Origin of the sequence: Rummeliibacillus stabekisii (assembly GCF_007988965.1) — a bacterium.
Classification (GTDB): domain Bacteria; phylum Bacillota; class Bacilli; order Bacillales_A; family Planococcaceae; genus Rummeliibacillus; species Rummeliibacillus stabekisii.
This window is the reverse complement of record NZ_BJVD01000003.1, coordinates 203,307-222,291: the sequence shown is the minus strand read 5'-3', so window position 1 is coordinate 222,291 and position 18,985 is coordinate 203,307. Positions and strand designations below refer to the sequence as shown.

At 38.0% G+C, this 18,985-nt stretch carries 20 protein-coding genes; 15 read left to right on the top strand and 5 right to left on the bottom strand.

Annotated elements, in window-relative coordinates:
• Window positions 1–4: 4 nt before the first annotated feature.
• Window positions 5–490 (bottom strand): free L-methionine (R)-S-oxide reductase MsrC, encoded by a 486-nt coding sequence (gene msrC, locus RST01_RS08715; RefSeq protein WP_147196016.1) that lies wholly within the window; start codon window positions 488–490, stop codon window positions 5–7.
• Between the two features lie 18 nt (window positions 491–508).
• Window positions 509–1,303, bottom strand: coding sequence for a histidinol-phosphatase HisJ (hisJ, locus tag RST01_RS08710; protein WP_147196015.1), 795 nt, complete (start codon window positions 1,301–1,303; stop codon window positions 509–511).
• Window positions 1,304–1,448: 145 nt separating this feature from the next.
• Between hisJ and ezrA the strand changes: the two genes are divergently transcribed.
• From ezrA to RST01_RS08655, 11 genes are all read left to right on the top strand, one after another.
• Window positions 1,449–3,134, top strand: coding sequence for a septation ring formation regulator EzrA (gene ezrA, locus RST01_RS08705; RefSeq protein WP_147196013.1), 1,686 nt, complete (start codon window positions 1,449–1,451; stop codon window positions 3,132–3,134).
• An 84-nt stretch (window positions 3,135–3,218) separates the two neighbouring features.
• Window positions 3,219–4,355 carry a cysteine desulfurase family protein gene (locus RST01_RS08700; RefSeq protein WP_147196012.1) on the top strand — a complete coding sequence of 379 codons (1,137 nt, stop codon included), beginning with the start codon at window positions 3,219–3,221 and terminating at the stop codon, window positions 4,353–4,355.
• Window positions 4,356–4,359: 4 nt separating this feature from the next.
• Entirely contained in the window at window positions 4,360–5,562 is a 1,203-nt protein-coding gene (thiI, locus tag RST01_RS08695; RefSeq protein WP_147196010.1) for a tRNA uracil 4-sulfurtransferase ThiI, read from the top strand.
• A gap of 79 nt (window positions 5,563–5,641) precedes the next feature.
• Entirely contained in the window at window positions 5,642–5,848 is a 207-nt protein-coding gene (locus RST01_RS08690; protein ID WP_066788894.1) for an alpha/beta-type small acid-soluble spore protein, read from the top strand.
• 98 nt (window positions 5,849–5,946) lie between these two features.
• Window positions 5,947–6,159, top strand: a complete 213-nt coding sequence (locus tag RST01_RS08685; protein WP_066788891.1) for an alpha/beta-type small acid-soluble spore protein — start codon at window positions 5,947–5,949, stop codon at window positions 6,157–6,159.
• 120 nt (window positions 6,160–6,279) lie between these two features.
• Window positions 6,280–7,860 (top strand): acyl-CoA synthetase MbcS, encoded by a 1,581-nt coding sequence (gene mbcS, locus RST01_RS08680; RefSeq protein WP_147196008.1) that lies wholly within the window; start codon window positions 6,280–6,282, stop codon window positions 7,858–7,860.
• Between the two features lie 70 nt (window positions 7,861–7,930).
• Entirely contained in the window at window positions 7,931–8,842 is a 912-nt protein-coding gene (rarD, locus tag RST01_RS08675; RefSeq protein WP_147196006.1) for an EamA family transporter RarD, read from the top strand.
• Between the two features lie 66 nt (window positions 8,843–8,908).
• Window positions 8,909–9,919 (top strand): signal peptide peptidase SppA, encoded by a 1,011-nt coding sequence (gene sppA / locus RST01_RS08670; RefSeq protein ID WP_147196004.1) that lies wholly within the window; start codon window positions 8,909–8,911, stop codon window positions 9,917–9,919.
• Between the two features lie 13 nt (window positions 9,920–9,932).
• Window positions 9,933–10,469: an RDD family protein gene (locus RST01_RS08665; protein ID WP_147196002.1), complete on the top strand. Its 537-nt coding sequence runs from the start codon at window positions 9,933–9,935 to the stop codon at window positions 10,467–10,469.
• Between the two features lie 221 nt (window positions 10,470–10,690).
• A complete protein-coding gene (gene tpx, locus RST01_RS08660; RefSeq protein ID WP_147196000.1) occupies window positions 10,691–11,197 on the top strand; it encodes a thiol peroxidase in 507 nt (168 codons plus the stop codon).
• Between the two features lie 63 nt (window positions 11,198–11,260).
• The gene (locus RST01_RS08655) at window positions 11,261–12,196 is read left to right on the top strand and encodes a class I SAM-dependent methyltransferase (protein WP_147195999.1); all 936 of its coding nucleotides are present in this window, start codon (window positions 11,261–11,263) and stop codon (window positions 12,194–12,196) included.
• Window positions 12,197–12,246: 50 nt separating this feature from the next.
• Here the strand turns inward: RST01_RS08655 and RST01_RS08650 are convergent, their stop codons facing one another.
• Window positions 12,247–12,705, bottom strand: a complete 459-nt coding sequence (locus RST01_RS08650; protein ID WP_066788870.1) for a universal stress protein — start codon at window positions 12,703–12,705, stop codon at window positions 12,247–12,249.
• 231 nt (window positions 12,706–12,936) lie between these two features.
• Between RST01_RS08650 and ald the strand changes: the two genes are divergently transcribed.
• Complete coding sequence (ald, locus tag RST01_RS08645; protein ID WP_147195997.1) at window positions 12,937–14,049, top strand: alanine dehydrogenase; 1,113 nt, start codon at window positions 12,937–12,939, stop codon at window positions 14,047–14,049.
• Window positions 14,050–14,159: 110 nt separating this feature from the next.
• Here ald and RST01_RS08640 read toward each other — a convergent pair whose 3' ends face one another.
• Window positions 14,160–15,257 carry a M24 family metallopeptidase gene (locus RST01_RS08640; RefSeq protein ID WP_147195995.1) on the bottom strand — a complete coding sequence of 366 codons (1,098 nt, stop codon included), beginning with the start codon at window positions 15,255–15,257 and terminating at the stop codon, window positions 14,160–14,162.
• 148 nt (window positions 15,258–15,405) lie between these two features.
• Here RST01_RS08640 and RST01_RS08635 point away from each other — a divergent pair, with 148 nt between their 5' ends.
• Entirely contained in the window at window positions 15,406–16,086 is a 681-nt protein-coding gene (locus RST01_RS08635; RefSeq protein WP_147195993.1) for a metal-dependent hydrolase, read from the top strand.
• Between the two features lie 65 nt (window positions 16,087–16,151).
• Complete coding sequence (locus RST01_RS08630) at window positions 16,152–17,462, top strand: DRTGG domain-containing protein (protein ID WP_147195991.1); 1,311 nt, start codon at window positions 16,152–16,154, stop codon at window positions 17,460–17,462.
• A gap of 88 nt (window positions 17,463–17,550) precedes the next feature.
• On the opposite strand, the gene RST01_RS08625 is transcribed toward RST01_RS08630, so the two are convergent.
• The gene (locus tag RST01_RS08625; RefSeq protein ID WP_221297910.1) at window positions 17,551–17,868 is read right to left on the bottom strand and encodes a YtpI family protein; all 318 of its coding nucleotides are present in this window, start codon (window positions 17,866–17,868) and stop codon (window positions 17,551–17,553) included.
• A gap of 179 nt (window positions 17,869–18,047) precedes the next feature.
• Here RST01_RS08625 and RST01_RS08620 point away from each other — a divergent pair, with 179 nt between their 5' ends.
• On the top strand, window positions 18,048–18,983 hold the full coding sequence (locus tag RST01_RS08620) for a DHH family phosphoesterase (RefSeq protein WP_147195989.1): 936 nt from the start codon (window positions 18,048–18,050) through the stop codon (window positions 18,981–18,983).
• The last annotated feature ends 2 nt before the right edge of the window (window positions 18,984–18,985 follow it).

The window sequence follows — 18,985 nt, the reverse complement described above, 5'->3', positions numbered from 1 at the left end:
TTTATTATAGGTGAATATGACGGACTAATACATTAACGAACTGTTCAAGACCAGCTTGATCGTCGTTACTGAATCTATTTTTTATAGGGCTATCAATATCTAACACCCCATAGAGCTCTCCATTAACGATTAGAGGGACAACAATCTCTGATTGTGAAGCACTGTCACAAGCAATATGACCAGGGAAAGCATTGACATCCTCTACAACTAACGTCTCTCGCGACGAGGCTGATGTACCACAAACGCCTTTCCCAAGCGGGATATGCACACATGCAGGGAGTCCTTGGAAAGGTCCTAGCAGCAATTCATTATTTTTCATAAGATAAAATCCGCACCAATTAATATTATCTAAAAATTGGTTAAGTAAAGCTGAAGCATTGCTTAAATTCGAGATGGAATCCATTTCTCCATCTAATAATGCATCCAATTGCTTAGCTAGTAATTGATATTGAGCTGTAATATCGCCGCTGTAATTTACTTTTTGAAACATTCCTATACCTCCCGTTGTTTAGCGATCAAATGGAAAAAGACCTTCCTCATAAGGATGCAAATCATCTGGGTGATGGGCATCTGAACCATGAATAATAGGAATTCCTAATGATTTTGCGTATGATATATATGATACGGTTGGATGTGATCCATTGCAATAAAGTTTTGATAGAGTAGCATAATTTACACCCAATTCATAGTTGTGTTTTGCTATGAGTTTTAAAATATCTATTAATTGTTGTTTAGATAGTAGATTTTCTTGTAGCTCATCAGTAGGGAAAAGCAAAGGATTGCTGATTCTCTTTGGCTTATAATTCCCTAAGTTTGATTGGATAGATTTTGTTATGGTTTTATAATATAGGTTGTAAACGTATTGTAGCGTATCCTTTTTTCTTGCGAGACTTGTCAATTGATCAAAAGGATGGTCGACACATGTATAAGATTGACCACACTTGAGGAATCGGACAGTTAACATTGCATCATCGATATGTGGGCCTATAAGGTTTAGAAAACTTGTCGTTTCTCTTTCATAGTCTTCAAGATAATCTACCTCAAAGCCAATGCGAATATGAATGAGTTCTTTATATTTTTCTTTAAGTCTTTGCATTTCATCCATGTAAACAAGTAAACGTCCAGGGCTCATTGTTCGGCCGTCTTTCGGGCAAAAGTCGACAAAATTTGAAGGCAATGGGGCATGTTCTGTAAAGGTTATATCCTCATAGCCTAATTTAATTGCTTTTTTGATATAATCTTCACAAGGAATTGTAGTGCCATTAGGACAAAAAGGGGTATGAATATGGGCGTCACGTTTCATAAAATCCCTTCATTTTTAAAAAATTAATCGAATTATAGATAAATTAATAAGAAATCATTCATATAGATAAACAAAAAAACAAAAAACATGGTAATATTAAGCTTAATTAGATGCTGAAAAACTGATTAGGGACAGGGGGCTTACGATGAGTTTTTTCATTGCCGCAATCATCGTATTATGTATAATTATAGCAATTGTCTTTATATTTCGTCGAAAACATCGAACTGAAATTCAAAGACTAGAACAAAATAAGCAACAAATTCAAAATAAGCCAGTGCTAGAAGAGTTGATGAAAGTAAAGGCACTCAACATGAATGGTCAAACAGAAGAAATGTTTGAACGTTGGCGAAATAAATGGACAGAGCTCATGGATGTTGAGATGCCGAAAATTGACGAACTGCTCTTTGATGCAGAAGAGCAAGTAGATAAGTTTCGTTTTGGCAAGGCGACAGAAATAGAAAAAGATATCGATTCGCGCATAACTGAGTATGACAATGAAATGGCCATCATTTTGAAAGAGTTGGATGAATTAGTTGGAAGCGAAGAGAAAAATAGAGTTGAGATTGAACAGTTGAAGGAACAATATCGTTCGGCTCGTAAGACTCTCCTTGCCCATCAATATTCATATGGTCCTGCTGCTGTTCCGCTTGAGAAAAGACTAGAAACATTTACTCCACAATTCGAAGAATACGAGGAATTAACGAGCTCAGGAAATTACCTGAAGGCAAGGGAATTAGTTGTGAATTTAAGTAATGAAGGACAAAAAACCTTTAAATTGATTAATGAAATCCCAACGCTCCTTACAGAAATTCAACACAAAATTCCATCAGATATTCATGAAATTAGAAATGGGCATCGAGAGATGGAAGACCAATCCTACTTCCTTGTACATTTGGAGATTTTAGACAAGCTAGAGGAAATGGAAAAAAGTTTAGCTGAATTCAAACAAAAAGTAGCTGATTTGGATATTGATAATGTTCAACAGCAAGTGGAAGTAATAAAAGATGAAATTGAATCCTTTTACGATGCATTAGAAAAAGAAGTCATTGGGAAGAAATATGTTGATCTTCATTTTGTCTCTATCGGCGAGCAACTGGAATCAACTTTAAAAGCGACAGAAGAAATGGCTATAGAAGCGGAAGCAGTCCAAAAAAGCTATCGATTGCCTTCACGGGAAGCAGAAATTCCTAAAAACTGTAAACAACAGCTGCTGGCTCTTCAACAACGCTATGACTTTTTAGCTGTAGAGGTACGAGAAGAACAATCTGCTTATTCAAGCATGGAAGAGGTTCTAAAAGAGCTGAAGGACTCAATAGAAAATCTATTCCAAGAACAAAAACAATTTGCTGAACGCATGAACAACCTTCGCATAGATGAAAATAAAGCAAGAGCTACATTGAACAACTTAAGAAAAATGCTGTCTGATACTGAACGAATGATACATAAAGCAAATCTTCCAGGTATTCCGGAGGAAATGGATGCCAGATTAGAAGAAGCTACTGAAAGAATCTTTATTGTGGTCAACAATCTGCAAGAGATCCCTCTTAATATGGAAACGGTTTATAAGAACTTGGAAATTGCAGAAAAATGTATAGAAGAAGTTCGGCAAACAGCAGTTGAAATGCTTGAGAATGTTCAATTAATTGAATCAATTATTCAGTATGGAAACCGTTACCGCAAGACAAATCCAGCCATGCATCAACAATTATTAGAAGCTGAAGCAGCATTTCGTGATATGAGGTATGCCAAAGCTCTGGAGACGGCTGCAACTGCCGTAGAAGCGGCTGAGCCAGGGGCTATGAAAAAAATTCAAGTACTTGCCAAGGATTAGGTTTGGCGTTCATAATAGAAATGCATTAAGCCACCGCACAGGTTTTTGTGCAGGTGGTTTTCTTTTGGAAGGAAGGTACCAACAATGATTTATTTAGACCATAGTGCAACAACAAAACCGAATAAATCCGTTTTAGAAACATTTGTCCAAGCGAACGAACGTTATTATGCAAATCCAGCTTCTCTACACCAAATGGGTGTTGAAACAAACACGCTTTTGTCGAGAGCAAGAGAACAAATAGCGGCTATTATAAAAACAGAACCTGAACAAATTATTTTTACCTCAGGTGGAACTGAATCGAACAATTTTGCCATCAAAGGATTAGCAAGAGCTAATAAACACCGTGGAACAAAGATACTAATTTCTGCTATCGAACACGCGTCTGTTGAAGAAAGTGCCAAAGCGCTAGAAAAAGAAGGTTATACAGTAGAAAAAGTTCAAGTAAATGAATACGGTGTTATTTCAATAGAAGACTTAAAAAAGAAATTAACAAAAGATACGGTTATAGTCAGTATCATGCATGTAAATAATGAAATAGGAGCGCTTCAACCTATTTCAGAAATTGCTCGTATTGTGCATGAAAACAGCCGTGCCTTTTTCCATATGGATGCTGTGCAGAGTTTCGGGAAAATTCCTGTTCATTTTGCCGGAGAAGAAGGACCAGATGCTCTTACTGTTTCTGGCCACAAAATTAATGGTTTAAAGGGCACTGGTTTCCTAGCTCTTCGCAAACAAGTAAATATCGAAACAATAATTCATGGCGGCGGGCAAGAAATGGGATTGAGAAGCGGTACGGTGGCGGTACCACAGGCTGTCGCTTTAGCAAAAGCTGTAAGAATGGCGCATGAAACACAACCTGCACATGAAGAACAATTTAGCCAATGGCGTGATGATTTGCATGCCTTTTTACAACAGTTTCCGTATGTTCGCACTCTATCCTCTAACAAGGGTGCACCACATATAGTAAGCTGTGCTGTACAAGGGCTTCGAGGCGAAATATTAGTCAATGCTATGCAGCATGAAGGGTTTATTATTTCTACATCAAGTGCATGTTCTTCTAAGGATCATAGCATCAGCCATGTAGTCAAAGCTATAGAAATTGATCCTTCCTATGAAAAAGGAGTAATTCGGATAAGCCTTGGTGAAGGTATTACTGAAAAAGATATACAAGCATTCAAAACTGCGTTTAAAAAAGTAATGATGCAAGTAAAGGAGTTTTAAATAGATGAAATGGCATGAAATATTAATAAGATACGGAGAAATCACAACAAAAGGCAAGAACAGAAAATTATTTATTAATCGTCTTAAAGAAAATTTGCGGTATACCTTTGCAGATATCCCAAACATGCGTATCCGTTCTGAAAGAGATCGTATGTATTTGAGCAGTGAGGTAGACACTGAGATGGAGGAAATTCTGAACCGTCTGCCTTATATCTTTGGGATTCACTCCTTTAGCCCTGTAGCAGAATGTGAACCAACAGTTGAAGCTATGAAGGAATTAGCTGTTGAAATCGTACAAGGGTTGGACTACGAAGGAAAAACATTCAAGGTAAATGCAAAACGTTCATTCAAAAACTTTCCTCTAGATACGTATGAATTGCAACAAACAATAGGTAGTCATGTATTAGGCACATTGCCAGGCATGACCGTTCAAATGAAAAAACCAGATATTGAACTGCGAGTAGAGGTACGTGAAAAAGCTGTTTACATGATGGTAGATGTTATTGCAGGTGCAGGTGGTTTGCCTATTGGCTCGAACGGAAAGGCGCTACTACTTCTTTCTGGTGGAATTGACAGCCCTGTTGCAGCTTATTATATGATGAAACGTGGCGTTCGAATTGAAGCCATCCATTTTTTCAGTCCGCCATTTACAAGTGATCAATCATTAACTAAAGTGAAAGAACTATGCGATAAGATTAGCCGTTTTGGTGGTAATATTCGCCTGCATATTATACCTTTTACTGAAACCCAACAAACTATTCAAAATAGTGTACCTGAAAACGTCACAATGACTTCTACACGCCGAATGATGATGAAAATTTCGGACGAGGTACGAAAAGAAATAGATGCAAAAGCGCTTGTTACAGGCGAAAATTTAGGACAAGTTGCTAGCCAAACGCTAGAAAGTTTAGCTGCCATTAATGATGTAACGACAACACCTATTTTGCGTCCATTAATCACATTTGATAAGTTAGAAATCATCGATGTAGCACAGAAAATCGGTACGTACGATATTTCAATTCGACCTTATGAAGATTGCTGTACAGTATTTACGCCAGCTAATCCAAAAACAAAGCCGAGAGTTGAAAAAATGAACTACTACGAAAGCTTTACTGATTTCGAAGAAATGATTCAACGTGCTGTGAAAAACCGTGAAATTCACTCATTCCCTAAAACAAAAAGTGATGATTTCTCTGAGTTGTTGTAAGAGGTTTTAATTTTTTTTTAAATAACTTGTATGTTTTTTCGCTTCTGAGACATTCTATATGCACAAGGAGGTGAACAACATGTCAAACAACAACTCAGGTTCAAGACAATTAGAAGTACGCGGCGCTCGTCAAGCGATTGACCAAATGAAATATGAAATCGCTCAAGAGTTCGGTGTAAACCTTGGTGCAGAAGCATCTTCTCGTGCAAACGGTTCAGTAGGCGGAGAGATTACTAAACGCTTAGTAGCAATGGCTGAACAACAAATGAACGGTTTACAAAAATAAGTTGGGTCATACCTTAGCATACCCAATTTTCACAAAGGATAGGATTTGAAATAAGCTTTATTAAAGTTTATTCACTTCAAAAAAGGGAGGGTAACAACATGTCAAACAACAATTCAGGTTCAAATCAATTAGAAGTACGCGGTGCTCGCCAAGCGATCGACCAAATGAAATACGAAATCGCACAAGAATTCGGTGTAAATCTTGGGGCAGAAGCATCAGCGCGTGCTAACGGATCCGTTGGCGGAGAAATTACTAAGCGTTTAGTTGCGATGGCTGAACAACAAATGAACGGTTATTCCCAAAACAAATAATTGAATATAGAAAAAAGCTGAGGAAGAAATAATTCTTCCTTGGCTTTTTTAATGGAGTAAAAAGTTGGACAGTATTCTGAAAATTCTATATAATACTTCAACAAAGGGGAGTGATTTTCAATGAAACGAGAGGAATTAATTGCACCTGAAGTATATAATCTGGTCAGAGAAATAGAGAAATATGCAGCGGAACCTACGAAAACGGCTTTACGCTTTGAAAACGAGCATGGAAGTACAGATACCATCACGTATAAGGCATTAATCCAGAAAGCAAATCAAATGGCAAACGTATTTGCGAGCCATGGCTTGCAAAAAGGTGATGTTGTTCTTATTATGGTACCGCGTTTAATTGACGCTTATATTACATATATCGCAGCATTAAAAGCAGGGCTTGTTGTGATACCAAGTTCTGAAATGTTAAGGGCTAAGGAGATTGACTATCGTCTAGCACATAGCGGAGCTAAAGCTGTTATTGCCTATGAACCATTTATAGAACAATTTGAACAGGTAGAGAATCTTCAGGACGTCCAACAGTATGTGATTGGCCAAGCCCCTGCTCCATGGATTGAACTGATTCAAGAAACAGAGCAAGCGTCAGATGTGTATGAAATGGCTGATACGAAAAGCAGCGACATGGCATTTCTTTCTTACACCAGTGGCACAACTGGTAATCCAAAGGGTGTTGTGCACACGCATGGATGGGCGTATGCCCATTTAAAAACAGCAGCTGCACATTGGCTCGGTATTCAAGAAGGTGATTTAGTTTGGGCAACAGCAAGCCCTGGCTGGCAAAAGTGGATTTGGAGTCCCTTCCTATCAGTATTAGGAAGTGGAGCAACTGGTTTTGTTTATAATGGCCGCTTCCAGCCGGAAAAATATTTATCACTTCTTGAAAAATACAAGGTTCAAGTATTGTGCTGTACACCTACTGAATACAGGCTGATGGCAAAGGTAGACAATCTTGATGTATATGATTTAACGACATTGCGAAGCGCAGTTTCCGCCGGCGAACCACTAAATCAAGAAGTGATTAATCTCTTTAAAAAACACTTTGATTTAGATGTAAGGGATGGCTACGGACAAACTGAAAATACATTATTGATTGGCAATTTGAAGGGTGAACCATTTAAACCAGGTTCTATGGGCAAACCTACACCGGGCAATCTTGTAGAAGTGATTGATGATGAAGGTATTCCATGCCCAGCTGGTATAGTGGGCGATATAGCTGTCCATCGATCAACTCCAGCACTTTTTAAAGAATATTTGAATGATCCAGAAAGAACGACAAGACAGTTCAGAGGAGATTACTATGTTACAGGAGACCGTGCTAGAAAAGATGAAGACGGATACTTTTTCTTTGAAGGTAGAAACGATGACATCATTATTAGTTCAGGGTATACCATTGGTCCATTTGAAGTGGAAGATGCTCTCGTAAAGCATCCGTTAGTTCAGGAATGCGCAGTAGTTGCGAGTCCTGACGAGGTACGCGGCAGCATAGTAAAGGCATTTGTTGTATTGAAGGATCACTCAATGGCTTCAGGCGAATTAGTGAAAGAGCTTCAAAATCATACAAAGGAACTGACAGCGCCTTATAAATATCCGCGTGAGATACAATTTGTTGAGGAACTTCCTAAAACGACATCCGGAAAAATAAGACGAATAGAGTTACGAGAACACGAGAATAGAAAACTGCATTCTTAAGTTATTGAAAAGACTACTTATTATTGGTAGTCTTTTAATTATGGCTAGAAGCCAAAAGGAGGCGAGTAGGATGGAAAATGAAAAAAAGGGGATAGTTGCATCAGTCTTTGCGTATATATTGTGGGGGCTATTTCCTCTTTATTGGAAAGTGATTCAGCATGTTACAAGTGGTGAAATATTGGCTAGCCGCGTAATTTGGTCATTTATTCTTACACTTATTTTTGTCCTGCTGATTAAGCAAGGTAAAGTATTAGTTAAAGATTTTCGTGAATTATGGCAAAATCAAAAAGCATTTTGGAGTTTGTGTTTGGCAGCTTATTTAGTATCGGCAAACTGGTTTATTTACATATGGGCAGTAAATCATGATCATATTATCCAGACAAGCTTAGGTTATTATATGAATCCGATCTTTTCTATTTTGCTTGGCATTATTTTCTTGAAAGAACGAATGACTAAAGCACAGGTGCTAGCGCTATTGATGGCGGCTATTGGCGTTATTATTTTAATTGCATCTTATGGGCAGATTCCATGGATATCCATTGGTTTAGCTTTAAGTTTTGGATTTTATGGATTGTTGAAAAAGCAAATCGCTTTGGATGCAACAAGAGGGCTTGTTATTGAAACAATGTTTATCTTCCCAGTAGCGATTATCTATTATTGCTATCTTTATTTCCAGGGAAATATGTCGTTTCTTCATGTCGATATGAAAACAAATGTTTTTTTAATAGGAACAGGTATTGTAACAGCTCTACCGCTTGTTTTATTCGCGGTAGGGGCACAAAATATCCCTTTATATTTAGTGGGCTTTATACAATATATCGCTCCAACCATGACGTTAATTCTAGGCGTATTTCTTTATCATGAGTCATTTGGCCACACAGAATTAATTTCATTCTCATTTATTTGGTTAGCCTTAATTATCTTCTCGATTTCGACCATCTTGGAAATGAGGAAAACATACAGACTTTCGCACAAGTCATGAAAATGATGAAACATTTAACGGTTTGGCTCGTATGTTTATAATGCAGGGTGAAAGGGAGGGTCATAAATGACAGTAAAAAGATGGGTGGCGCTTGGCATAGCAATCGTACTATTTGCCATGTCTGCCTTTGTAAGTATTGCTTTATCATTTGCTAAAATGGACTTCAAAAAAGGGTTAGAATCTATTGCTGATCTAGATAGTACATATGATTATAATGTGTTAAAAAATGGAAATCCATCGAAGCAAATTGCAGTCCTTACTGTGAATGGAACGATACAAGACACTGGTGAGAGCACGTCTATTTTTAGTAGTGAAACATATAATCACCAGTATTTTATGGATCAGCTAGAAGATATCAGAAAGAATAAGAGCGTTAAAGGTGTGTTGCTTAAAGTAAATTCGCCTGGTGGAGGTACGAATGAATCTAAACAAATTTATGACAAAATAAAGGAAATAAAAAAAGAAAGAAACATACCTATTTATGTTTCAATGGGTTCCATGGCCGCTTCAGGCGGTTACTACATCTCTGCACCAGCAGATGTCATTTATGCTGATGAAGAGACATTAACTGGTTCCATTGGTGTCATTATGCAAGGGATGGATTATAGTAAATTAGCGAAAAAATTAGGGATTGAATTTAACACAATTAAGACAGGTCCGTATAAAGATATTATGAACGGTTCGCGTGAAATGACACCTGCAGAAAAGAAATTGCTTCAAAACATGGTGAATGATTCTTATGGACGTTTTGTTAAAGTAGTTGCAGATGGTCGCGGCATGTCTGAAAAAGAAGTTAGATCTATTGCTGATGGACGCATTATGAATGGTTCTCAAGCGGTGAAAGCAGGCTTAGTGGATCGTTTAGGTTATAGTGAGGATGCATTAAAAGCGCTGATGAAAGATAACAAACTTCAAGGAGCAGAGGTATTTGAATATAGCACTGACGAAGGATGGGGTTCCATTTTCTCTGCAAAGTTAAGCAGTAAACTTATGCCTTCTGCTGAAAAAGAAGCAATTAGCAAAATGCTGTCTACTAGCAGCGCACCAAGAATGATGTACTTATACGGTGAAGAATAAAGGGGGCGTTGAAATGTCAGAGACACTAAATGAATCTGCAACAAGTTTAAGCCCGCTCGAAATAAAGAAAGTACCAGAGTATCATTTAAAGGCAGCAGGTTTTTGGACTCGTTTTTGGGCTTATTTAATTGATTTGGTCGTGATTAGTTCGATTACAGCCTTAACTATCGGCCCACTTTTTGATTTGATGGGCTGGGATGATGCACGAATTCTTTATCTATCTCCCTATAAATTTGTTGCAGCCATTCTGTTTTATGGTTATTTTGTTTTAATGACGAAGTGGCGAGCTCAAACACTCGGAAAGATGGTTTTCGGTATTAAGGTAATAAGTGACAAAGGAATCCCATTAACATGGGGTACTATACTATTTAGAGAATGGATAGGGCGCTTTATATCTGTAAAGATTTTAATTTTATATATTGTGGCCGCATTTACGCCGAAGCATAAAGCTGTCCATGATTATATTGCAGATACTGCTGTCGTTCATGAGAAAAGCTATGAAAAGATAGAAAAAACGATTGCAATAGAGCAGAGTGCGCATACAGTTTAATTATCGTGACTGAATTGCGTTAACAGGATTGATTCCCCATGCTCAAAAATTGAGAAGCAAAGAATTTTTGGTTTGGGGATAATATAGTATGTAAATTCGTAAGAGCTCTTAATCTCAGTGGGTGTTACAGAAAACATACTGAGTCAAGTTTCATGATAAGAGTCTTCCTAGTTGCAACAAGCTAAAAGATTCAAGTAATATTAAGTCAAGGAGGCGTTGAAATGGTACAAGTAACATTTAAAAATAATCCCGTAACATTAGTAGGTCCAGAAATTAAAGTTGGTGACAAGGCACCTGAGTTCACTGCATTATCTACTGACATGCAAGAAAAACATTTATCAGACTTCGCAGGCAAGAAAGTTTTAATCAGTGTAGTTCCATCATTAGATACAGGTGTTTGCGATGCTCAAACTAGACGTTTCAATGAAGAGGCAACAGGCTTAGGTGAAGATGTTGTGGTTCTAACAATTTCTTGTGACCTTCCTTTTGCACAAAAACGTTGGTGTGGTGCAAACGGTATAGAAAATATTTATACTTTATCAGATCATCGCGATTTGTCATTTGGTGATGCATATGGCGTACATATGCAAGAGTTGCGTTTGCTAGCACGTTCTATTTTCGTTGTTGACCAAGATGGAAAGGTGGCATATGTAGAATATGTGCCTGAAGGAACAGACCATCCTGATTACGACCATGCAATTGATGCTATCAAATCACTTAGCAAATAAGTAAATTTCTAGCTGGGGACCCACTCTATCGTCGAGTGGGTTTCCGTTTTGAAGGAGAGCATTATGGAAACTATTGAAGTCCTTTTTTCATTTATAGATAAAGAAACAGAAAAACATGCAGAATCAGATCAATCAACCTATCTAGACGGTTTATTAATAACGTTAAACAGATGGCTAGATTCTGAAATAAAGCCTGAAGTTGAACCAACAAAAGAAGAAATTCGTAAAGCTATCCAGTTGGCGATTCTTAAAGGAATGAGACAAAGCTCTCAACCGAATCATCAGATGACGCCTGATTCGCTTGGCCTTTTGGTAGGTTACTTTGTGGAACAGTTTTTCGAGAAAGAAATCAAAGAAGATCAACAAATTACAATGCTTGATCCAGCGATCGGCACAGCGAATTTGCTGATGACGGTTATGAATCTCTTAGGCGACAAGATTGAGGGATTCGGTATTGAAATTGATGAGCTTTTAATTCAAATTGCGGCATCATCTGCAGAGTTAGAGGGACAGCCATTGTCGTTATATCTACAAGATGCTCTTGAAAACTTGATGATTGATCCAGTAGATGCTGTTATTTGTGATTTGCCAGTAGGCTATTATCCAAACGAAGAAATAGCTAAGCAATATGAAGTAAAAGCAGAAGAGGGTATGACATATGCCCATCATTTGTTCATTGAGCAATCGTTGAGATATACAAAAGATGGCGGATATTTATTCTTCTTAGTGCCAGATCATCTATTCGAATCAGAGCAAGCACAGCTTTTAAATAAGATGATTGCTAAAACTGCTTGGATACAGGCAGTTGTCCAACTGCCGGATACTTTGTTCTCAAGTAAAGCACATGCAAAAAGTTTATTTGTTTTGCAAAAGAAAGTGGATGGCGGAAAAGCCGTCAAAGAAGTGTTGCTTGCAAAAGTGCCAAATATGAAAAACATGCAAGCATTAGAGCTGTTCTTCGCTAAAGTGCGCAAATGGAAAAAAGAAAACAAAGCATAAACAAAAAGATAAAAGCCTGCAGAGCAACTAAATGCTCTGCAGGCTTTTTATTATTTGCTTTCTTCTACTGAATCTGTGCGTACCACAAGCACATCACATTTTGCAGATCGTACAATGCTTTCAGATACACTACCGATTAAAAATCGTTCAACTGTATTGAGCCCTGTAGCACCGCAAATAATTAAATCTGCATTTACTTTTTTAGATACATCTCTAGTAATAATTGTTTTAGGTGAACCGTATTCGATTAAGATATTGACATTTTTTATACCAGCAGCTTCTGCTTCTTTCTTGTAGCCAGCTAATAGCTCATCCGCGAATCCTTGCGCGCGTTCTTGAATGGAACGGTCATACGCTTCGATGGCTGCAAATGAACGTGTATCAATAATATTGACTAAATAAAGTGAAGACTCATTACGATTAGCTACTGCAACGGCCTTTTTGAATGCATACTCCGCTTCTTTTGAACCATCTACTGCCACAATAATGTTTTTATAATCTAATGCCATATTCGATTCCTCCTTTTTATAAATCTAGTATACCACCATTTCCCATCAATTTACGTTCACTTTTTTACATATTTAAGAAGATTGTAAAAAGTAGTGAACGAGCCGCTATTATTAATATTCAAAATTATTGACAAAAATAGAAGAATATTTGTTACAATAGACATGTTATTATGTGAACATTCAAATACATAACAAACAATGATCACTTTTTTATATTTAGGAGGATGGGATATGAAAATCGGTGTTCCAAAGGAAATTAAAAACAACGAAAACCGTGTAGCAATGACGCCAGCAGGTGTTGTGAATTTAACAATGCATGGTCACGAAGTTTTTATTGAGACGAATGCAGGTCTAGGCTCTGGCTTTACAGACGAAGACTACAAAGCTGCAGGTGCTCACATTGTAGAGACTGCTGCTGAAGCATGGAAACAAGAAATGGTGATGAAAGTAAAAGAACCGATCTCTTCTGAATTCGGTTATTTCTATGAAGGACAAATTCTCTTTACTTACCTACATTTAGCTCCTGAGCCAGAATTGACTCAAGCATTACTAGATAATAAAGTGGTTGCGATTGCTTATGAAACAGTTCAATTACCAAATCGCAGTTTACCGCTATTATCGCCGATGAGCGAAGTAGCTGGACGTATGGCAACACAAATTGGGGCGCAATATTTAGAAAAACAAGAAGGCGGAAAAGGCATTTTACTTGGCGGTGTACCAGGGGTTACTCGCGGTAAAGTGACAATTATTGGTGGCGGTATGGCTGGAGCAAATGCAGCGAAAATCGCTATCGGCATGGGCGCAGAAGTAACAGTTATTGATCTTAGCCCTGAACGACTTCGCCAGTTAGATGATCAATTTGGCACAGATATACAAACATTAATGTCAAATCCATACAACATTGCAGAGTCTGTAAAAAATTCTGATTTAGTTATTGGTGCTGTGCTAATTCCTGGTGCAAAAGCTCCTAAATTGGTAACAGAAGAGATGATAAAATCAATGTCTCCTGGTTCTGTTGTTGTGGATATTGCAATTGACCAAGGCGGTATTTTTGAAACTTCTGACCGTATCACAACACATGATGAGCCAACTTACATCAAGCATGGCGTTGTACACTACGCAGTAGCGAATATGCCTGGTGCAGTTCCACGTACTTCAACTATGGCCCTAACAAACAACACAGTGCCATTTGCACTTGAAATTGCAAACAAAGGCTATAGCCGCGCATGCCTAACTAATGAAGCGTTGAAAAAAGGGGTTAATACTCTTGATGGAAATGTAACATTTGAGGCAGTTGCAGAAGCATTAAACTATCCATATGTATCTGTTGATTCATTATTATAAGTAAATAGATTAAAGGCAAACCAACTTCGGTTTGCCTTTTTTTGAGTTTCATGAGATTTGCACTAAAAAAAGAAGGATGAGTTGTGTTCATCCTTCTTTCATAGTAAACATTATTTTGGTTGAATGATTTGCAATTCTTTCGGGAAGCTTGTAAGCACTTCTACGCCGTTCTCTGTTACATATACATCATCTTCAATGCGTACGCCAGCCGTGTCATTTTTATAAATTCCTGGTTCAATGGTAAAGACCATACCTTCTTGCATCGCCATTTCATTCGCGCCATGCACAGAAGGGAATTCATGCACTGAAATGCCAAGACCATGTCCTAGACGGTGTGTAAAATACTCGCCGAACCCAGCATCTTCAATTACTTTACGTGATGCATGGTCAAGTTCTTTTGCTAGTACACCTGGTTTAACCAGTTCGATAGCTGCCTCATTTGCTTTTTTCACTGTTTCATAAACTTCTTTTTGAGCATCTGAGATTTCGCCGAATGCAACCGTTCTCGTAATATCTGAACAATAGCCTTCGTAAACAACGCCTAAATCAAAAAGTACAAGATCGCCTTTTTGGATTTTTTGCGTTCCTGGTGTTCCGTGCGGAGAAGCTGCGTTTAATCCTGCCAGAACCATTGTGTCAAATGACATATAAACGCCTTTTGCCTTCATTGCTGCTTCAATGGCAGATAGTATTTCGATTTCAGTTTTGCCTTCGGCTATTTCATTGCAACCAACTTCAATCGCATAATCCGCTAATTTTGCTGCTTCACGCAATTTTTCCAATTCATCCTCAGATTTAATGAGGCGCATTTGGTTTAGTTGCTCATCTAGACCAACATATTTTGTGTCGTTAAAGAAATGTTGAAGAGCTTCTAAGCGTTCTACTGTTAAGTGTGATTTTTCAATTGCAAGTGTGTGTAATGGGACATTTCGGGTATTAGTAGTATGGTGGAAGATTTCCCATGCGTTTTCTGTATCCTCATGGCCTACAGCTTCAAACGCCCACCCAGCAGCTTTTGCATCCGGCACTTCCATCTTAGGGCAAATCATAAATGGTTCTGCTTCTTTAAAAATCATAATACCCAACAAACGTTCATGTGGGTCACTACGGAAACCTGATAGGTAAAAGACATTGTCTGGCGTAGTAATGAATGCCGCGTCAATATTTTTTTCTTGTAAGTATTGTTGGATTAGCTGCACTTTATTCATAAAAAAATCCTCCCTTTAGAGACTAGAGACTTTGAGTGTTATTTATTGAGTATAAATACTCTCCCTATACAGTCTATCATAAAAAGAGGGAAATGAAGTACCAAGCGAGAATACAACTATGAGAAACTTTTGAAAGGAAGATTACTTTATGAAAATTTCATTCCATGGGCATTCGATTGTTAAAATTCAAACCAACAACCATACTATTTTAATTGATCCTTTTATCACTGGAAATAGCCAAACCGATTTAAATGTAGATGATCAAAAACCGGACGTCATTTTACTGACTCACGGACATAATGACCATGTAGGAGATACAGTTGAAATTGCCAAAAAATCCAATGCACTTGTGGTAGCTCCGAATGAATTGGCAGATTATCTTTCATGGCAAGGATTAGAAACACATCCAATGCATATTGGGGGAGCACGTCAATTTGATTTTGGTAAGGTCAAGCTTACTCAAGCATTCCATGGCTCATCTTATGTAACAGAGGACAAACAAATTATTTATACAGGTATGCCTGCGGGGCTCCTTTTATTTATCGAAGGAAAGACAATTTACCATGCAGGTGATACAGCTTTATTCAGTGATATGAAATTAATCGGAGATATGCATCCGATTGATATAGCATTTTTACCGATTGGAGATAATTTCACAATGGGGCCTGAAGATGCTGCAAAAGCTGTTGAATTTTTAAATCCAAAAGAAGTTGTACCTATTCATTACAATACTTTCCCTGTAATTGAACAGGATCCACAGGCTTTTTCTAACATGGTAGGCAATGGTACTGTGCGAATTATGAATGCCGGCGACCAATTTGAATTGTAACTATAACAGTTTGAAGTAAATATGGTACACTTAAGCCAAGAGACCGTTAAGAAATAGGTGATTTTTTGGCTACAAAACATGAAAAAATACTCCAATATATTGAATCATTGCCAGTGGGCGATAAAATTTCAGTCCGCCAAATCGCAAAAGAAATGTCTGTTAGCGAGGGTACTGCCTATCGCGCGATTAAGGAAGCTGAGTCAAGGCGTCTTGTCAGTACGATTGAACGTGTGGGCACCATCAGGATTGAGAAAAAGAAAAAAGAAAATATTGAGCGGCTTACATTTGCCGAGATTGTCAATATTGTGGATGGACAAGTATTAGGCGGCATTAACGGTTTGCATAAAACCCTTACGAAGTTTGTGATTGGCGCCATGAAACTGGAAGATATGATGCGCTATACAGAAGCAGGGAGCTTGCTTATCGTCGGCAACCGGGCGCGTACGCATGAGATGGCTCTTAAAGAAGGAGCTGCTGTCCTCATTACAGGTGGTTTTGATACCACTGAAGAAGTGAAAAAACTGGCAGACCAGCTTGAGCTTCCACTCATTTCAACAAGCTATGACACATTTACAGTTGCAGCGATGATTAACCGAGCCATTTATGACCAGTTAATCAAGAAAGAAATTTTATTAATTGAAGATATCGTGATTCCGTTAAAAAGAACATCCTACTTGAAGACAACAGATACAGTAAGAGAATATAACTTATTGAATGCTGAAACTACTCATGGCGGATTCCCTGTAATTGATAAGCATGGCAAAATTGTAGGTATTGTAACATCACGTGATTTGATTGGTAAACACGAAAGTGATCATATCGATCGATTAATGACCAGAAATCCAATTACAGTATCATTAAAAACGAGTGTGGCAACAGCTGGCCATCAGATGATTTGGGAAGGAATTGATTTGCTTCCTGTAGCAGATGAACATGGCATTTTGCAGGGAGTTGTAAGCAGACAGGATGTCTTGAAAGCACTGCAAATGGCACAAAGGCAACCACAGCACGGAGAGACGATTGATGATTTGGTGAAGAAGGAAATGGAGATGGACGTGTCAAACGACGAGATGTTGATCAAATTTAACGTGACCCCTCAAATGACCAATCAATTTGGCGCGATTTCATACGGAGCTTTTACTACATTAATCGTCGAATCGGGTTCCTTCGCACTCAAAAAAGTTAAACGTGGGGAAAGTGTAATGGAGAATATCTCGATTTACTTTATTAAACCGATCCAAATCGAGTCAACAATTACAGTAAAACCACGAATTTTAGACATGAGCCGCAAATTCGCTAAGATGGACTTTGAGGTTTATAGTGAAGACTTGCTTGTCGGCAAGGCTTTAGCTACTTTCCAATTGCTTGAGCGATAAGGGGGAATCCCCTTGTGGATGAAAATATAGCGAAACGTATAGACGTAATCGGTTAAAAGAAGTGAAAAAAGTGATGCACAGCTGTGCATCACTTTTTGTTCAATTTTTCTTCTTCAGCGATATATTGACCATAATGACGTACTCGTTTACTGAAGCTTATGAAAACAAAGAAGCCAAATACAATCAAAATAGCGCAAATCACATATGTAAGTACTGTATGATAAAGGATGATTTGGTTTATGCCAAACAAGACTAACAATACTCCAAGCGATACACCTGCACGGCCTGCATACCACTTTTTGCGAATCGGTAAGTTTGTTCGGAATTGTTTTGTTTTGAAATATAGGTAAAATACAACCGTTATCACGACTAATAATGCTAAAATAATATTTACTATATTACTCATCGTGTTCCTCCTAAATGCAAAGCTATCTTTATTCTACTGATATTGTGTAGAAAAAGATAGTAGAAAGTAGGAGACGAGAGTTTGTAATTAAATGTACAGACAGATAATTAATTGATTAGAGAAGAAAGCACAATTCAACTATTGGAGCTTCATTTATCGTTTAAAGGAGACAAAAAAATATGAAAAAAGAGATTATCGATACAATTGCTGAGTACGACACGATTATAATTCACCGACATGTTCGTCCAGATGCAGATGCATACGGCTCACAGTTAGGGTTAAAAGCTATTTTACAAGCAACTTATCCAGAGAAAACTATCTACGCGGTAGGAGAGCACGACCATGTTTTTAGCTACTTAGGTTTGCCGGATGAAGTATCGGATGAGGCCTATAACAAAGCTTTAGTCATTTGCACAGATACAGCCAACACGGAACGAGTTGATGATCAACGTTATCATACCGGTGACTTTTTAATAAAGATTGACCACCATCCCAATGATGATCAATATGGCGACCTACTATGGGTGAACACTGCTGCTAGTTCAGCGAGTGAAATGATTTATGAATTGTATAAGGAAGGTAGCGAAACAGCCGGTTGGAAGATGAATCAAAATGGTGCCAGATTATTATTTGCAGGTATCGTGGGGGACACCGGACGTTTTATTTATCCAAGTACAACAGAAACTACCTTCAAAGTAGTGGGTGACCTCATCTCCTATGGTTTTGATCGGACTGAGCTTTTTAATAGTATGTATGAATTGGATCCTAATCTGTTACAACTGCAAGGATATATTTATCAAAATTTTGCAATGGATGAAACAGGCGCGGCATATATAAAATTGTCAAAACAACTACTAGAAGAATATGGCGTGAGCGCAAGCGACACTTCAGCATTAGTAAGCACGCTTGGCGATATTAAAGGAATTAAAGCATGGGCCATGTTTGTAGAGGAAGATAGCCAGATTCGTGTTCGATTACGTTCAAAGGGTCCTATCATCAATGAATTGGCTAAAAAATACCGGGGTGGAGGTCATCCTATGGCATCTGGTGCAACAATCTATCAGTGGTCAGAGGCTGACGAAGTGATTCAACAATTAAAAGCACTTTGCCATTAAGG

Bases quoted from the DNA above. Each gene is read 5' to 3' on its own strand.
- RST01_RS08625 (WP_221297910.1), bottom strand. From the start codon at position 17,868: ATGAGTAATATAGTAAATATTATTTTAGCATTATTAGTCGTGATAACG.
- tpx (WP_147196000.1), top strand. From the start codon at position 10,691: ATGGTACAAGTAACATTTAAAAATAATCCCGTAACATTAGTAGGTCCA.
- ald (WP_147195997.1), top strand. From the start codon at position 12,937: ATGAAAATCGGTGTTCCAAAGGAAATTAAAAACAACGAAAACCGTGTA.
- RST01_RS08665 (WP_147196002.1), top strand. From the start codon at position 9,933: ATGTCAGAGACACTAAATGAATCTGCAACAAGTTTAAGCCCGCTCGAA.
- msrC (WP_147196016.1), bottom strand. From the start codon at position 490: ATGTTTCAAAAAGTAAATTACAGCGGCGATATTACAGCTCAATATCAA.
- RST01_RS08650 (WP_066788870.1), bottom strand. From the start codon at position 12,705: ATGGCATTAGATTATAAAAACATTATTGTGGCAGTAGATGGTTCAAAA.
- hisJ (WP_147196015.1), bottom strand. From the start codon at position 1,303: ATGAAACGTGACGCCCATATTCATACCCCTTTTTGTCCTAATGGCACT.
- sppA (WP_147196004.1), top strand. From the start codon at position 8,909: ATGACAGTAAAAAGATGGGTGGCGCTTGGCATAGCAATCGTACTATTT.
- RST01_RS08655 (WP_147195999.1), top strand. From the start codon at position 11,261: ATGGAAACTATTGAAGTCCTTTTTTCATTTATAGATAAAGAAACAGAA.
- rarD (WP_147196006.1), top strand. From the start codon at position 7,931: ATGGAAAATGAAAAAAAGGGGATAGTTGCATCAGTCTTTGCGTATATA.
- RST01_RS08690 (WP_066788894.1), top strand. From the start codon at position 5,642: ATGTCAAACAACAACTCAGGTTCAAGACAATTAGAAGTACGCGGCGCT.
- RST01_RS08635 (WP_147195993.1), top strand. From the start codon at position 15,406: ATGAAAATTTCATTCCATGGGCATTCGATTGTTAAAATTCAAACCAAC.
- mbcS (WP_147196008.1), top strand. From the start codon at position 6,280: ATGAAACGAGAGGAATTAATTGCACCTGAAGTATATAATCTGGTCAGA.
- ezrA (WP_147196013.1), top strand. From the start codon at position 1,449: ATGAGTTTTTTCATTGCCGCAATCATCGTATTATGTATAATTATAGCA.
- RST01_RS08640 (WP_147195995.1), bottom strand. From the start codon at position 15,257: ATGAATAAAGTGCAGCTAATCCAACAATACTTACAAGAAAAAAATATT.
- thiI (WP_147196010.1), top strand. From the start codon at position 4,360: ATGAAATGGCATGAAATATTAATAAGATACGGAGAAATCACAACAAAA.
- RST01_RS08685 (WP_066788891.1), top strand. From the start codon at position 5,947: ATGTCAAACAACAATTCAGGTTCAAATCAATTAGAAGTACGCGGTGCT.
- RST01_RS08700 (WP_147196012.1), top strand. From the start codon at position 3,219: ATGATTTATTTAGACCATAGTGCAACAACAAAACCGAATAAATCCGTT.
- RST01_RS08620 (WP_147195989.1), top strand. From the start codon at position 18,048: ATGAAAAAAGAGATTATCGATACAATTGCTGAGTACGACACGATTATA.